Origin of the sequence: Calothrix sp. PCC 6303 (genome assembly GCF_000317435.1) — a bacterium.
Classification (GTDB): Bacteria; Cyanobacteriota; Cyanobacteriia; order Cyanobacteriales; family Nostocaceae; genus PCC-6303.
The window spans coordinates 5419413-5434625 of the sequence record NC_019751.1; the positions used below are offsets into that span (position 1 = coordinate 5419413).

At 40.2% G+C, this 15213-nt stretch carries 15 protein-coding genes; 8 read left to right on the forward strand and 7 right to left on the reverse strand.

Annotated features, from left to right (window positions below; translation table 11 throughout):
- Positions 1-9: 9 nt before the first annotated feature.
- Both CAL6303_RS21925 and CAL6303_RS29480 read right to left on the reverse strand, forming a co-directional pair.
- On the reverse strand, positions 10-951 hold the full coding sequence (locus tag CAL6303_RS21925; RefSeq protein ID WP_015200021.1) for an isoaspartyl peptidase/L-asparaginase: 942 nt from the start codon (positions 949-951) through the stop codon (positions 10-12).
- A 17-nt stretch (positions 952-968) separates the two neighbouring features.
- Positions 969-1148: a DUF2256 domain-containing protein gene (locus tag CAL6303_RS29480; RefSeq protein ID WP_015200022.1), complete on the reverse strand. Its 180-nt coding sequence runs from the start codon at positions 1146-1148 to the stop codon at positions 969-971.
- A gap of 1207 nt (positions 1149-2355) precedes the next feature.
- Between CAL6303_RS29480 and CAL6303_RS21930 the strand changes: the two genes are divergently transcribed.
- The 3 genes from CAL6303_RS21930 to CAL6303_RS21940 all read left to right on the forward strand — a co-directional run bounded on the left by CAL6303_RS21930 (position 2356) and on the right by CAL6303_RS21940 (position 5687).
- Positions 2356-3408: a mechanosensitive ion channel family protein gene (locus tag CAL6303_RS21930; protein ID WP_015200023.1), complete on the forward strand. Its 1053-nt coding sequence runs from the start codon at positions 2356-2358 to the stop codon at positions 3406-3408.
- Between the two features lie 86 nt (positions 3409-3494).
- Positions 3495-4406 carry an alpha/beta fold hydrolase gene (locus tag CAL6303_RS21935; protein WP_015200024.1) on the forward strand — a complete coding sequence of 304 codons (912 nt, stop codon included), beginning with the start codon at positions 3495-3497 and terminating at the stop codon, positions 4404-4406.
- A gap of 111 nt (positions 4407-4517) precedes the next feature.
- Positions 4518-5687 carry a homocysteine biosynthesis protein gene (locus CAL6303_RS21940; protein ID WP_015200025.1) on the forward strand — a complete coding sequence of 390 codons (1170 nt, stop codon included), beginning with the start codon at positions 4518-4520 and terminating at the stop codon, positions 5685-5687.
- An 18-nt stretch (positions 5688-5705) separates the two neighbouring features.
- Here the strand turns inward: CAL6303_RS21940 and CAL6303_RS21945 are convergent, their stop codons facing one another.
- Positions 5706-6704, reverse strand: coding sequence for a hypothetical protein (locus CAL6303_RS21945; protein ID WP_015200026.1), 999 nt, complete (start codon positions 6702-6704; stop codon positions 5706-5708).
- 484 nt (positions 6705-7188) lie between these two features.
- Between CAL6303_RS21945 and CAL6303_RS21950 the strand changes: the two genes are divergently transcribed.
- A complete protein-coding gene (locus CAL6303_RS21950; RefSeq protein ID WP_041739851.1) occupies positions 7189-8058 on the forward strand; it encodes a tetratricopeptide repeat protein in 870 nt (289 codons plus the stop codon).
- Positions 8059-8084: 26 nt separating this feature from the next.
- On the opposite strand, the gene CAL6303_RS21955 is transcribed toward CAL6303_RS21950, so the two are convergent.
- Positions 8085-8711: a TMEM165/GDT1 family protein gene (locus tag CAL6303_RS21955; protein WP_015200028.1), complete on the reverse strand. Its 627-nt coding sequence runs from the start codon at positions 8709-8711 to the stop codon at positions 8085-8087.
- A gap of 839 nt (positions 8712-9550) precedes the next feature.
- On the opposite strand from CAL6303_RS21955, the gene CAL6303_RS21960 reads away from it, so the two are divergent.
- From CAL6303_RS21960 to CAL6303_RS30875, 4 genes are all read left to right on the forward strand, one after another.
- Positions 9551-9868, forward strand: coding sequence for an RNA recognition motif domain-containing protein (locus tag CAL6303_RS21960; RefSeq protein WP_015200029.1), 318 nt, complete (start codon positions 9551-9553; stop codon positions 9866-9868).
- 236 nt (positions 9869-10104) lie between these two features.
- Positions 10105-10296, forward strand: a complete 192-nt coding sequence (gene rpsU, locus CAL6303_RS21965) for a 30S ribosomal protein S21 (protein WP_015200030.1) — start codon at positions 10105-10107, stop codon at positions 10294-10296.
- 155 nt (positions 10297-10451) lie between these two features.
- The gene (locus CAL6303_RS21970; RefSeq protein ID WP_015200031.1) at positions 10452-11672 is read left to right on the forward strand and encodes a DUF4336 domain-containing protein; all 1221 of its coding nucleotides are present in this window, start codon (positions 10452-10454) and stop codon (positions 11670-11672) included.
- A gap of 709 nt (positions 11673-12381) precedes the next feature.
- Positions 12382-13338: an IS110 family transposase gene (locus CAL6303_RS30875; RefSeq protein WP_015200032.1), complete on the forward strand. Its 957-nt coding sequence runs from the start codon at positions 12382-12384 to the stop codon at positions 13336-13338.
- A 236-nt stretch (positions 13339-13574) separates the two neighbouring features.
- Here the strand turns inward: CAL6303_RS30875 and CAL6303_RS30880 are convergent, their stop codons facing one another.
- Genes CAL6303_RS30880 through CAL6303_RS21985 form a run of 3 tightly spaced genes read right to left on the reverse strand, consistent with a single transcriptional unit; the run spans position 13575 to position 15017 of the window.
- Positions 13575-13715: a hypothetical protein gene (locus CAL6303_RS30880; protein ID WP_203225936.1), complete on the reverse strand. Its 141-nt coding sequence runs from the start codon at positions 13713-13715 to the stop codon at positions 13575-13577.
- Complete coding sequence (locus tag CAL6303_RS21980) at positions 13702-14340, reverse strand: hypothetical protein (RefSeq protein ID WP_015200033.1); 639 nt, start codon at positions 14338-14340, stop codon at positions 13702-13704. The genes CAL6303_RS30880 and CAL6303_RS21980 overlap by 14 nt, the downstream gene beginning before the upstream one ends.
- Entirely contained in the window at positions 14340-15017 is a 678-nt protein-coding gene (locus CAL6303_RS21985) for a hypothetical protein (RefSeq protein WP_144051073.1), read from the reverse strand. The genes CAL6303_RS21980 and CAL6303_RS21985 overlap by 1 nt, the downstream gene beginning before the upstream one ends.
- Positions 15018-15213 lie beyond the last annotated feature (196 nt).

Here is a 15213-nt window from a genome sequence, read left to right on the forward strand (position 1 = left end):
ATGACGTTTTTACGCCGCAACTCCGATTTGGGCTTTTTCTGATAGCTCCAAAGTGTCGCTAATTCGATTTCCATCGTGGTATGCAGCCAATAAAACTTGGCATGTTTTCCCCCATGCGATCGCACCATCCCCAGAAAGGGCAATTGCACCTAAATCTCGTTGATTTTTGGTGGCTTCATCAAAGGTTTTTTGCATTGCTGCTTCTAATGACATCCCATCCGTCACCCTGACTACAACCCGTGCAGCTAAACATTCATCAATGATATCTTCACCAATTCCTGTACAGCTGACCGCTGCATACTTAGTTGCATAATTACCAGCAGGCATCGCCGAATCACTAACACGTCCAATCCGTTCAAAACCCTTGCCACCAGTAGATGTACCAACAACTAAATTACCCTCAGTGTCCAAAGCGACAACCCCAATAGTGCCACGGCGATCGCTAGTTTCCGCTAATTCCGGTTCTGCCACCACCCCAGCCATAGAGCGTTGAAAATTGTCTTGACGTTCTAGAATCCATTCATTGAGACGTAAATCAGTTAAACCATTGTAGCTAGGAATTTGTAACTCCCTTGCCAATTCTGTAGCACCGTAATCAGACAACACGCGATCGCTAGAATTCTGGAGGTATTGCGCTAACTCAATCGGGTTTTTCACCCGTGAAATATTAATCACACCGCTAAAACTTTGAGACATCCCATCCATGAGTGCAGCACTCATACGAATTTGCCCATCCGATTGCAACACCGAACCAGTACCAGCATTAAAGCGTGGGTTATCTTCCAGCAATTTGCAACCCAAAACTACAGCATCCTTAGCACTGCCACCAGATAATAACAGTGGGTAAACTTCCTCAATAATCTGATGAAGCGATCGCCTAACCGCATCAACCCCACCTTTTCCTTTGAGCGAACTACCTGCTCCCCCATGAATAATTAATTTTGGCTGCACTTGATCACTCCGTACCTTTAACTACTTTGCTGATTATCTGTATTATTTGTAGCCTGAGAACGGCGACGACGGCATCGGTCTGAGCAATATTTAACTTCGTCCCAACAATCTTCCCACTTTTTGCGCCAGGTAAACGGACGCTGGCAAACTGGGCACATCTTTGTTGGTAAGTCAGATTTAGAACGAGCGCGTCCCATAGTTTTGATAAGTATTGAATATGATTATTTTAAGAAATGTAATGGAATTTTTGGAAACTCAGAAGAAGTAAAGCAAAGATTATGTAAGTAAACGCCTAATAAACAGCAATCAGCACTTCTTGAAATAAATAATCTAACTGATAGATGATTTTTTTGCCTGTATTTGATTATATTTCTACTAATTAAACTTTTTATCCTTTTCCTGTTGGTATTACTTATGGTGCGGAAGCCGTTAGGTCATAAATTGTAGTCCTTTCAACGCGTTCATACGTACTACCAGTTTTCAGGCTGAAACTAGGCTGTTGACTTTGTTGAAAATTGGGCGATTTTTGGTACTTTTGTTCGTGGCGTTTAATATCTCGTTAAAACCCTATCAAAATCAAGCTTTTAGCCATCGTGACTATCCACGTTTTTTGCATGAATGAAATCCCGAAAAAGTCACAGAGTCAACAGCCTAGGCTGAAACCCTCATTCTTGCGTTACCGTAAAATTAAGTTTTTTAGTTATCCATACAAATTTACGATCTCCGCAGATCAAAAACGATCAATATACCGCTGATTAAATTATTCGTTTTGTCAAAGATTTATCACAAGCCTGGGTCATTTTTTTGTATTTGATTATTTATTTTTAAAAGTATATTCATTCAGCATTTTATTTCTTCATCATCCTGAGTTTTTACTTTTTCCTGACTTGTAATCTTTTTATACTTCAACTTGATGTGCGGAATGTGGGTTGTAATTGCTTCTTAGATCTCGAAATTATAGAAAAATCTCTAAATCTTGTGAATCATATTTAGCTCAAATCAGCATATAAACTAACTATAAAATATTCAAATCAATTCTCCAAAACCATCTAATACCATAATTTGAAGCTGTTTATTATTTTGCTAATTTAAGCATAACACTCAAACAATAACCATTTCCTGTTATCCTAAAAATGGATAAATTGGTATAACTGTTGATAATGCATTTATAAATAACAGATACGATTTGTGCAACATGCATATATTACTGCGATATTACCGATAAATATACTAACAAATCTCAATTTAAAATAAAATTTAAACGCGTCATAATCCACAAATTAAATTGGTGTGTTACGGCAAATTACCATTTACTCGAACTATCAAATCTTTGCATAGTCTAACTCACCCTATATTCTGTAACTTTCGATTTTGCGTTTTCTGACTCCCTATATTTTCGTAATCATGACAGAACAACTTCAATTTATTTTGCCCATTGTCTTTTGCCTCTTAGGACTATTAGGAGGAATTGTTGGTGACACCATCATCTACAGCAGATTCAAAGAAATTATTACCCGAAAAAAAATTCCTGGTAGTCAAATTATTTTTACTGCACTCCACAGGATGACTTTTCTTTGGTTTGCTTTAGCTGGTTTATATGGGGCAATTATTAGTTATCCTGGTTTTCAACCAGAGATTGCTTTAACTCTCAAGAAGATTGTTACAGCCATTTTTCTATATTCGGTGACTTTGGTACTTGCACGTTTGAGTGCTGGGTTTGTAAGTTTATATATTCGTAAATCGGCAAATCTCCCAGCTTCGCTATTTTCCAACATCGCCAAAACGACAGTTTTAGTTTTAGGAACACTAATTCTTCTGCAGACTCTGGGTGTAGAGATAACACCAATTATTACTACTTTGGGAATTAGTGGATTAGCTGTTGGTTTGGCGCTAAAAGATACATTAGAAAATCTCTTTTCTGGATTTTATCTGCTTATTTCTAAACAAATTAGAACTGGAGACTATATTAAACTTGATGCCGCCCATGAAGGATATATTACAGATATCAATTGGCGCAACACCACGATTAAAGAATTATCCAACAACATCATTATTGTTCCCAACTCCAAATTAGCTTCGGCAATTTTTACCAACTACCATCTTCCCGCTAAAGAAGTCACCCTAACTGTAAATGTGGGTGTTGACTATGAAAGTGATTTAGAGCATGTTGAACAAGTAACGGTAGAAGTAGCAAAAGAAGTAGTTGAAGAAGTGGCACCAGAATTAATTGAAACTATCCCATTTATTCGGTTTCAAAATTTTGGCGACTTTAGTATTGATTTTAAAGTATATATCCGAGTCAACGAATTTTTCGATCAACGCCTAGCAAGACATATTTTTATCAAGAAACTACATCGACGCTTTCAAAAAGAAGGAATCAAAATTCCTTTCCCGATACGTGAATTATATGATATGTCAAATCATAATATCAAAAATGGATCTGTCAAGTCACAGTAGGACGTGCAACGACACGCGTCTTCTCTCGCTTCCTTAATATCATTTAGAATAAACAAAATACTTCAGGTCACATAAAAAGCAAAGCTGTGATTACTCAACAACTATCAACACCAAATACTTTTGAAAAGCAATTTTGGACTTGGAAAGGTCATAAAATCCAGTATACCGTCCTGGGTGAAGGAAAACCCTTGGTACTGATTCACGGTTTTGGTGCTTCCATTGGACATTGGCGGAAAAATATTCCAGTTTTAGCTGCTGCTGGTTATCGGGTGTTTGCTATCGATTTACTGGGTTTTGGTGGCTCAGATAAAGCACTAATCAACTACAGTGTGGATGTTTGGGTAGAACTGCTCAAGGATTTTTGGAGTGAATTTATCCAAGAACCAACAGTATTTATTGGTAACTCCATTGGTGCTTTGATTAGTTTAACAGTCTTGGCAGAACATCCAAAAATTTCCGCTGGTGGTGTTTTAATTAACTGTGCGGGAGGTTTAAACCATCGTCCCCATGAGTTAAATCCACCCCTACGCTTGGTAATGTCAGCCTTTAATAAATTGGTGAATAGTCAAACAGTAGGGACATTTGTCTTTAATCGCATTCGCCAAAAACCGCAAATTCGTCGTACCCTATTTCAAGTGTATAGCGATCGCACTGCCGTCACAGACGAGTTAGTAGAACTAATTTACCAACCATCCTGTGATCCTGGTGCCCAAAAAGTCTTCGCTTCCATCCTCACCGCACCCCCAGGCAAAACTCCAGAAGAATTACTACCGAGGGTGACACAACCACTTTTATTACTTTGGGGAGAAAAAGACCCCTGGACACCAATTAGCGGTGCCAAAATATTTGCAGAAGCAGAAAATGAAGGCAAGAATATCAAAATTGTCCCCATTCCCAACGCTGGACATTGCCCCCACGATGAAGCACCAAACCTAGTTAACCCCGAAATCATCGATTGGTTGCAACAACTTACCCTCCCAATTCCCCCCAATAATTAACCAGCTTTTTTCCCCCCTGCCTCCCCTGCCTCCCCTGCTTCCCCTGCCTCCCCTATCTCTCCTGCCTCCCCTGCCTCCCTACTTCCCCTGCCCCACTCCCCCCTGCCTCCTATGCGATCGCTTGCCGAAATAAACGATAAAATCACTCATCAACGTGCTGTCGTCGTCACTGTCGAAGAACTCAAAGCCCGAGTCGCTGAAGAAGGTGTTGCCAAACTTGCCAAAGAGGTTGATGTTGTCACCGCTGGAACCTTTGAACCAATGGAATCAAGTGGTGCCATAATTAACCTCGGTCACACTGACCCACCCATCAAAATCCGTCGCGGTTGGCTGGATGGAGTCCCGATTTATTCGGGATTTGGTGCTGTCGATTTATACATCGGTGCCAGTTGCCCCGTAGAAGCACAGGACGGGGAAGAAGTCAGAGAACGTGGTGGTGGTCATGTAATTGAAGACTTAATTGCCGGGAAGCCAGTACAATTACGGGCGCTCGGACAAGTAACCGATTGTTATCCCAGAGCGACATTTGAAACCACCATCACACGGGAAACAATCAATCAATTTTACCTATTCAATCCGCGAAACCTGTATCAAAACTTTATCGTCGGTGTGAACGGAGGCGATCGCACACTATATACTTACCTGGGTCTACTGCAACCACGTTTAGGAAATGCAGTCTACTCCAACCCCGGAGCCATTTCTCCCCTATTCAACGACCCCGATTTACAAGCAATTGGTATCGGCACAAAAATTTTCCTTGGTGGCAGCATCGGCTATATTGCCTGGGAAGGGACACAACACTTTCCACTGCAAAAACGCCTTCCCAATCGGACACCAATTGGTCCAGCGGCAACCTTAGCCCTAATTGGAGACGCAAAACAAATGGATCCTCATTGGGTTAGAGGTTGCTACTTCAAAAACTATGGACCCTCCCTCATGCTAGGTGTGGGGATACCCATACCCGTGCTAAACGAAGAAGTCATTGCCCGCTGTGCAGTCCAAGATTCAGAGATTGTTGCCCCAATCGTTGATTTTTCCATTCCTCGCCGTGTCCGTCCCACATTTGGCTTAGTTAGCTATGCTCAACTCAAATCAGGACGCATTTCCATCGAAGGTAGGGCAATACGCACAGCGCCTCTGGCAAGTATGCTTTTCTCTAGACAAGTAGCCTTAGAGTTAAAACAATGGATTGCCAAAGGCGAGTTTACATTAACCGAAGCAGTAGCGCCAATCTCAGTCGAGCGGTCATTTTTACCACAAGACCGTTGGACGGAATTTTAGGATTCGATCCTAAATTCCCTACTCATCTGTTTTTGGACGCGGTTTAATTACAGGTTTGGGAACTGGGCTTGTGGGTGCAGGACGAGACGGGGCAGGAGCATCACCGCTACTGCGTTTAACAGGTAGGGGTATCTCACCATTTGCAGGTCTGCGGAAGGGCTTTCTAGGCGGTCCACCAGCAGAACTAGAAGCCCTGTTATAAGGTCTTCTACCACCAGCACCACCACCTTTGAAAGGCGGTCGGCGTTTTTTAGGTAATTCAGCGATCGCTTCACTGCGTTCGACCACTAAATCCTCACCTTCACGCTTGGCTTGCAAGTCCCAGAACTTACCTACAGCCCTAGATTCCAGCTTACCTTTAATTTTCAGCTTGAAATACTTGGGTTTGTCGTCTGTTTTCCGAGGTGCTTGCTTGATTTTGATCACAAAGCTATCTGTGTCCAGGGATTGATAAACAATCTCACCCCGCACAGAAAAAACACCATCGGTAACTTCCGAAGAAGGTACCAATTCAGTCTGTGCCGATTCAGCATCGGCTGCTTCATCATCAGTAGTTGAATTTTTAGCCAGGTTTTCCGGCTCCCAAACACCGACAATTTGCATATGCAATTTATCGTTTTCTTGGCGAGTCCGGGGGTAAACAACCCACAAGTGTTCTTTTTCAAGATCCAGGTGATTTTTCACCAAACTCATGATCCGTCCCAAAAGAACGGCATTGAGTTCAACATTGTCCCCAGTGACAAGGGCACCTTGGGTAAATTGTTCTTCACTTGCAACATAGCGACCTCGGACTAAACCGATGGCTCGATATTGCATTGGCTCACTTGGTGGTGGAATCGGCTGTTGACGATTCACCAAGCTAGCATCATCCGGAGTCTCGCTTTGGATAACAGGCGATTTCTCTCGGATTGGCATTTTTGGACTAGGAACATTAGCAGTTGCCTCTGTTCTAGTTTCTGCTTGCTTAGACGGATTGGAATTGGAAGATTCAGGCGAAGGCATCAGGTCGGAATTCATAAAACTCCTTGCGGCGGAGATACATCCCAATTATGGGACTTAACAAAGGTAACTGAAAATAGCGTTTGTGTGACTGGTGAAAGTATATTTCTTTTCCACACTACGCTTCCAGCGTACCTTGTGTGATACTGAAAACGCGAAGTTTCACGTATGTACAGTCTTGTGTGTAATTTAGCGTCTTTAAAGCAATTTCGGAAGCATACCACAGTTAGAATTCTGAGGATTCCTCCCAAAGTTACTAATAGCTTTGATATTGGTTATGGTTTTGTTATAAAGTTCACAGGCTGAGTGCGGGATTCCGCAAAGTTTTGCAAATTTTTCGGTTTTTCAGTGAAAACTCGCAGGTTGCAGGCTTCGCTTAGGAGCAAGGTTTCAGGGAAATAATCGTCCCAATTTTGTCTTCAATAATTTACCCTTATCCCCTACCTCGCGCTTTCTCCCGCTTTTAGTCAATGATAATATTATGAGAGTTAAGGAAAGTCTTGTGTCTCAAAAACGTAGTTGGATTGTTAATGTTGTTTTGATACTCAGTATTTTTGGTTTTGCTGCTGTGTCTTTGGTTCCTCTGTTCAGTGGTGCCATGGGAGATTCCCAAAGTTCCGCAAATAATACTACCGATAGTGGCAAAAATAATTCATCTCCCGAAGCCATTAAAACCAAGCTGCAAGATGAAGCCAGAGGTTATGAATCGGTTTTACAAAAAGAGCCAGAAAATCAAACTGCTCTCAAAGGTTTACTACAAGCTAGGTTACAGTTGCTCAGTCTCAAACAGGGTAAAATCCAAGATGTGATCGAACCATTGGAAAAGTTGGCAAAACTTGACCCAGAAGAAACTAAATATGCAGTATTACTATCACAGGCAAAACAGCAAATAGGTGACAAGGAAGGAGCTACTCAAGCCCTCCGCAATGTCTTGGAAACTAAGCCGGGTAATATGGAAGCACTCCAAGCAATGGTAGGGTTGTTGATGACTCAGAAAAAACCTGAAGCTGCTCTTGGGGTTCTCCAAGATACCCTCACCAAAGCACCTCAAATTAACAAACTGGAACCCGGTACAGTTGATACTGTAGCAATTCAAGTTCTCATGGGGAATATCCATGCCGAACAAAAGCGGTATGGAAAGGCTTTTGATATCTATGATCAAGCTATCAAAAGCGCACCCAAAGATCATCGCCCGATTTGGGCAAAAGCTCTAGTGTTGAAGGATCAGGGAAAAATGGAGGAAGCAAAACCTCTATTCTCTAATGCCGCTGCTTTAGCCCCAGCCCAATACAAAGACGAAATCAACAAAACTGCCACGGAGCAGCCTTCCCCCAGTCCTACGGCTTCCCCAAGCCCAACTCAGGCACCATAGTGTGCTGGAAACTCGCTATTTTCTCACTATTTTTCAAATATCGCCAAAATCCCAAATAAAATAAACAAACATCCACCGATAAAAGTCAGTTGGCGTTCGGAAATTCTACCGCAAATCAGCTTGCCGCAGGTGACTGCGATCGCAGCACAGATCGCATGTCCTAAAATCGCTCCCACTGAAACCCCAAGTGGGTGATATTTGATCGCTAGAGATATGGTTGCCAGTTGCGTGCGATCGCCCCACTCAGCCACAAAGGTTAAAATAAACCCTTCTAACCAAATTGCCCAAGGACTATTTTTTTTGATATTTTCAGCCTCTAATTTATCAACGGCTTCCTTTGCTTCTTCTAAAACATCATCGCAACTAATAGCTTTAGGCATCCGTGCCGCATCATAGATTAGCTTCACCCCAAATCCTAAAAATAAAGCAATTTCAGCATGGTGGAGTAAATTCGCAGGTAATGGTAAAAACGAAGCTATTCGTCCCATCGCAACCGACAAAATCGTCATCGCCGCTAAAGCTGCCGTAGCAGCAGAAAAAACCAAACTCCGAGAATGCTTCATTGCCAAATACATCGCAATGAAAAAGGTCTTATCACCCAATTCCGAAACCGTAATTAGTGATAAACCCGCAGTAAAAGCTGTTAAATCCACCTCAAGCCCCTCTCATTTCTGTAGCGGTGTGAAGCTTGATGGAGAACAAAACACCTCACCAAGCTTCACACGTTTTCCGTGTGTTCTTAGTGAAGGTCTCGCTGGCAACTATTAACCAGTTGCTAATTAGTAAACTAACTCACAACTAAATCTTTTGAATGCTATCTGAACCAGGCTCATCGCCAGTATGTTGACCCAGAATTAATGGCAAAGTTCTAAACTTGCCAATTAGCTACTCCCCTTCCTATTACCCTCCATCATACACTTACTTCAGAACACAGTAAAGCTGCTAGGTAGGTGCGTGTTGAAAATTGTCGTTATTCTATGATCAGGCAATAGGCAGTTGGCAGTTGGCAGTTGAGGTAAGTACAAACATTTGGGGTGGCTGTAGCGAGGCTGTTGACTTTGATGTAATTTCGACAATTTTTCTGTAATCGACTGGTTCCCAGGCTCTGCCTGGGAACCCTGACTTTGAAGCTCCGCCTCCTGTTAGGGTTTGTAAGAAGACTTTGAGTTAAATTTACAGTTAATTACATCCCTTGCCTTACTTATCTCTACCTACTTAAAGCTCAAATAACCGCTACAATAGACTTTAAGGGAACCACAAATTATTACTTAACAATTCTCTACTTACCAGACTTCACTAAGTTAGGGGAAGCTTCGCAATGGGAATGAGAGGCTTTCTCTACCAAGCTTTACAACACAGATTTGGCAATCTATGCTAAGGTATCTATGAAAAGATTGGATTCGGTGGTAACGTTTGTTTTTATTTGAATTTTATGATACAGCAGACCTCTCCGGATGCAAATCTGTATACCCACTGAGCCTGGAGATGTCATATGTCGATTTATGTTGGTAATTTGTCTTATGAGGTAGAAGAAGAAGACCTCAAACGTGTTTTCGCCGAGTACGGAAATGTTAAAAGAGTTCAAATGCCAGTAGATCGTGAAACTGGTAGACCCAGGGGATTTGCTTTTGTAGAGATGGAAGCCGAAACAGAAGAAACAGCGGCAATTGAAGCTTTAGACGGTGCTGAATGGATGGGACGTAGCTTGAAGGTAAATAAAGCCAAGCCGAAATCCGACAGCGGTTCTTTTGGTGGCGGCAACCGTCGCAACGAAGGCGGTGGCGGTGGTGGATATAACCGTCGTTTCTAGACTCTCAGGTTCATGATCCACACTATACTCTCAGGTCTTCAGGCAGACAGTAAAATCTGCCTTTTTTAAATACTAGTTAACTAAGATGTTTTTATATTGTAGTTAAGTAGCATTTGCTGAAGTAGTACCTTGTAAGTGTAAAAACAAGGTAGAATTGGAAATTGCGAAAATACTTGTACTTCTTGTTATTTGCATTTCTTTAACCCCTTAATTTGATCAATTTATTAGGAGATATAATGACTCAAATCATTGTCGGTGAAAATGAGGGGATTGAGTCCGCCTTACGCCGCTTCAAGCGGCAAGTTTCCAAGGCAGAGATTTTTCCTGACATTAAAAAGCACCGTCACTTTGAAACACCCTTAGAAAAACGTAAACGTAAAGCTGTAGCGAAGCAAAAACAACGCCGCAGAAAATTCCGTACACGCTAGATAAGCAGACTAAGCCATGCAAATTTCCAAAAAATAGCATGGCGACTGCAATTCTGTGAACTTTCAAATAACTCTGTCATCTACTAAAGTCCACTTCCTGGGTGTTCAAATAGAGGTAATTTGAAAATTGGCTGGGAATTTGGAGAGATTTTACAGTGGATGACCATCAAAATATTACTAAACTAGAGTTAGCAGACCCAAAAGACCAAAAAGATTTTTTTTGGCGGTTTTGGTATGCACTGCCAATTTACCCATACAGCAGACGAAGGACAATTCGGAAAGAAGTAATCAAAGATACCATTTGGACTTTTGACCAACTTCAAGGTATTTTCTATGTAGTGGTGCCAGTTAGGATGACTGTTGTCAGACTAGAGGCAGGTGGTTTGTTAGTTTATGCGCCTGTAGCACCAACTAAAGAGTGTATCGAGCTAATCAATGAATTAGTAGCAGAGTATGGAAGTGTTAAATATATTATCCTGCCCACAATTTCCGGCTTAGAACACAAAGTTTTTGTTGGTCCTTTTTCCAGATGCTTCCCCTCCGCAGAGGTATTTGTGACTCCAAATCAATGGAGTTTTCCGGTAAATTTACCCCTGAGTTGGTTGGGTTTACCTGCAAAGCGGACAAAAATACTACCAGCAGATAGCAATAAAGCCCCCTTTGGTAAAGAGTTTGATTACGCCATCTTGGATACAATTGATTTACGTCTCGGCAAGTTTGCCGAAGTTGCATTCTTACATAAATCATCAAAAACATTACTAGTTACAGATTCTGTTGTTTCCATCCCCGCAGAAGCACCAGAAATTATTCAAATTGAACCATATCCATTATTATTTCACGCCAGGGATAGCGCCACCGAGGCAATTGTAGATAACCCAGTTAATCGTCGTCGTGGATGGCAACGTATCGCTTTATTTGCCATGTATTTCCAACCCAGTACCTTAGAAGTACCAGCTTGGGGACAGGTTTTTGGGGAAGCGAAGAAAGCCCCAAATCCAAGCAAAGAGAACTATTTTGGTTTATATCCCTTCAAGTGGAAAGATGGTTGGTTAGAATCATTTGAGAAATTGCGGGGAAATGGACGCTTATTGGTAGCACCAGTTTTACAAAGTCTAATTTTGAATCGTGCACCCCAAGAAACTCTCAATTGGGTTGAAAAGGTTGCAAGTTGGGATTTTCAGCAAATTATTCCCTGTCATTTAGCTGCACCAATTCAAATAGAATCGAAGGAATTTAGAGAAGCTTTTGCTTTTTTGTCAAGTAAACCTGGGGAAAACGTGGGTTTTTTACCAGATGAAGATTTTCAGATTTTGAGGGATATTGATGCTGGTTTGAGTTGGTTACGGATTGTACCATCGGCAAAGCAGAAAGTTTAAAGGTGATAGAGTTTACGATATTATCACAATCGTTCTGGTGTAATCTTAAAAACAAGTATTGAGGAATGAAGATTTATTAATATACAATTCTTCGTAAGTTTGGTTACGCGATCGCGTAACCAAACATCAATAATCTACACAATCAAGAGTTATATTTTATTTAATCCATATTCTTAAATGCATTAATTAGGGCTTGCTGATTAAAGCTATAACCTTTGCCAAATAAGGGTTTTAATCATTTTTGAGGCAAACAAGTGCAAGGTTATGGGATTTAGAGGCTCAAAAACCATGCACTTTGGCGGAAAATCACGGGGCGAATTTTGGATCTGACCTCCAAAAGCAAGATTATTCAAGCTGTGTGGCATCTAGATTCGCTTTGTAGCCTTTTTCAGCAGACCCTAATTAGAATTCTTCTATAACTTGCACCAGTTCAAAAACATGATTGTCAGCGTTGGGTGTTGGGTTCCGCAAAGCCCACACCCAACCTTGTATCTTAGAAATAGTAGTAGACCGTCCCAACCTAGGTCATAATAGACCGCTTTGTAGCATGGGTCACTACAATAATCTCCATGACAGAACTCGAACAGTCGCCAGGGTCAAAGCTTTAAACACTGATTTTAAAGTATACAGTCCGCATCGGGCAAGGATGAGTGAAATCAAGGGGATGAATTAAAAGCAGGGTAGATTATAATTTTTGAGAGCAACAAAAATGGAAAATACCTCTCAGTGGATAGGCATCGACGTAAGTAAAGCGACACTTGATGTTTACATCCGTCCAATTGGGAAAGCATTAAAGGTCGCAAATACTGAGTCAGGAATAGTAGATTTAGTTGAACAACTATTATCATACGATTTAAATATAATCGTAATTGAAGCCACAGGTGGGTTAGAAACTGAACTTATAATTCAACTACAAGCAGCACTTTTACCAGTTGCATTAATTAATCCACGCCAAGGACGAGATTTTGCCAAAGCCACAGGAAAATTAGCCAAAACTGACGCTATTGATGCACAAATATTAGCGCACTTTGGGGAAGCAATGAAGCCCCAAATATTGGCAATTGAATCTGAATCTGCACGTCAACTCTCAGAATTAATTAGTCGAAGAAGACAATTAGTCGAGATGCAAACTGCTGAAAAAAACCGAAGTGCTCGCGCTCGTGGTAAAGCATTGCTCGATGTGGAGGAGCATATAAAACACCTTGATGAACGTCTGGAGAAACTAAATCAAGAAATTGAGCAACTAACCCAAAACAACCAACAATGGATTGATAAAGCTAATTTGCTCAAAACTACTCCTGGCATTGGTAAAGTTATTTCTACAACTCTAGTTTCTGATTTACCAGAACTTGGTCAATTAACTTCCAAACAAATATCGCGTTTAGTAGGTGTTGCTCCAATTAATCATGATAGTGGACAACATAAAGGTAAACGTATGATTAATGGTGGTCGTGCTCATGTTCGTGCAACTCTTTATATGGGTGCTTTGGTTGCAATACGTCATAACCCAATTATCAAGGCTTTTTATGACCGTCTTGTTGAACGTGGTAAGCCAAAGAAATTAGCGATTACAGCCTGTGTTCATAAAATGTTAGTTATTTTGAATGCTATGGTTCGGGAAAGTAAACCTTGGTCTGCTGCACAAGATAATTTACAAACAACTTAAAAGCTCTTTTCCCAACTAATTGTAATAGCTAATTAATCCTAGTTTTTTTCTGGCTTGATCATTCATTTTTCATGCCCTTATTTGACCATGATTATTTTTGCCAAATCATTCATGTTTATGCTCATTTCATTTATTGCCCTACGAGTGGTTCAGCAACTGGAGAAGATTCGGTGGCACAGCGGAGTGTCAGGTGGGGGTAAGACTATTTATACCACCAACTCAAGGTCTTGCTGCCCCTACCTGACACCACCGAATCTAGCGAAGCGTTCTCCAGTTGCGTCAACTTTTTTTTGCGATCGCACTTGACAACTAAGACAGTCGCTACGAATATTTTCTCGGTCTGAAACTATATTAAATAAAATGCTAGATGCATCCACTATTAACTAAAATTTTAACTTGATTAACTAACTCATTATAAATTTCCCAGTTCTTATGAGAGTAATGTCTCAAAACATCAGTTATGGGTCTCCAAAAAACTCCTCCTTGATCTAACTGATATATTACTTTATAGCAGTATATAAACTTTACAATACTAATGATATTTTTTTGTTCGGGTAATGATAAATGAGTAAAAATATCTAGTATTTGCGTCAATTCTTCAATTGAATTTTTTTTTGTATCTATTGATGAGATGTTATCAGGGTTAATAATTGATAAAATATCTAATGGATTCAGCTCTACACTATAATCACGCTCTTTCACTCTTGAAAGCAGCTTCCTATAGTTTTGATAGCTTTCAGTTATTAACTCACCATAATAATCTTCTTGCAAAGAATTAACATTAGATTCATTATATTTTACAAATTTGACAATATTAGATAAATTTGTATTATTTTTTATATTTAGTTGAGACATCAAATATGTCAATTGCCTAGCCTTTTCATGAGTAGTTAATATCTGTAAAAAATTAGCTTCTCGTTTATTTGAACTTATTGAATTAGAGTCTATAGAACCTCTTGTAACTTGAGATATGCTATTTATTTCAGAAGAGGCTGAAGTCACTATATCGGTTGAGGTTTTATAACTTTCTGTGCTGGAGTCTCCAAAGTCTTCTTCTGTGGAGATTGATTTTGTGGAGTTTTCGTTGGTTGGGGTTGAGGTTGTAGAATCTGTTGTTTTTGAATTTGGGGTTGTAACATTTGTTGAGGTTCGACCAGATATTGAATACTGAGAAATATCAGAGTTGTTATTGTTGCTGCTATTATTAATAATATAACTACTTGAATTCTCCATTTCTGGGGATAATTTATTGGAGGTTTCTTTGCTGTTGAAGTAATTGGAGGTTTCTCTTTCTCTGTTGTTGAATTTTCCGTAGTATCCGAGGTTTGCGTTTTTTTTTCTGGTTCCTTTACATTAGATGCAAAACCTCTCCAAACGCCTGATTCATGGAGAATAGTTCGTTTCTCTAAATTGTCTGTAACTACAACCAGGACACCATCGGTTTTTGTACTTTCATCCCAACTAGTCCAATCTTTTGGTAAAGGGTTATTTCGTATTTCCTCAGCTAGTTTTTCTAACTTTTCAGTTGATTTAATTCCTACTTGATATTCTTGATGAGATTCTACATGGTTGTATTCAAGATAATTAAGTGATTTTATTTCGTGAATAAATTGATTAATTTTATCTAAATCAACTCGAAACTCTTCCAATTCAAAAAAGTCAATTGATTCTCCTATCATTTTAGAGAAACTTAAATCTTTTTCTAAAATGTGCTGAATTGCACTATAAGCAATTTTCCTAAAGGGACTTCCAAAGAATAAATTATTCCAAAAAAAGGAAAAGACAGGTTGATTTAAAGAATGATAATCATTTTGAGGGGGAGAAAAGGGTTTGCCGTCGGCAAGCCCTTTTCTCCCCCTCATTTATGCATAAGAG

What these genes read in the sequence shown, in the direction of transcription:
- CAL6303_RS21930 (WP_015200023.1), top strand. Translation starts at nt 2,356, where the DNA reads ATGACAGAACAACTTCAATTTATTTTGCCCATTGTCTTTTGCCTCTTA.
- CAL6303_RS21940 (WP_015200025.1), top strand. Translation starts at nt 4,518, where the DNA reads ATGCGATCGCTTGCCGAAATAAACGATAAAATCACTCATCAACGTGCT.
- rpsU (WP_015200030.1), top strand. Translation starts at nt 10,105, where the DNA reads ATGACTCAAATCATTGTCGGTGAAAATGAGGGGATTGAGTCCGCCTTA.
- CAL6303_RS21945 (WP_015200026.1), bottom strand. Translation starts at nt 6,704, where the DNA reads ATGAATTCCGACCTGATGCCTTCGCCTGAATCTTCCAATTCCAATCCG.
- CAL6303_RS21985 (WP_144051073.1), bottom strand. Translation starts at nt 15,017, where the DNA reads ATGATAGGAGAATCAATTGACTTTTTTGAATTGGAAGAGTTTCGAGTT.
- CAL6303_RS30875 (WP_015200032.1), top strand. Translation starts at nt 12,382, where the DNA reads ATGGAAAATACCTCTCAGTGGATAGGCATCGACGTAAGTAAAGCGACA.
- CAL6303_RS29480 (WP_015200022.1), bottom strand. Translation starts at nt 1,148, where the DNA reads ATGGGACGCGCTCGTTCTAAATCTGACTTACCAACAAAGATGTGCCCA.
- CAL6303_RS21960 (WP_015200029.1), top strand. Translation starts at nt 9,551, where the DNA reads ATGTCGATTTATGTTGGTAATTTGTCTTATGAGGTAGAAGAAGAAGAC.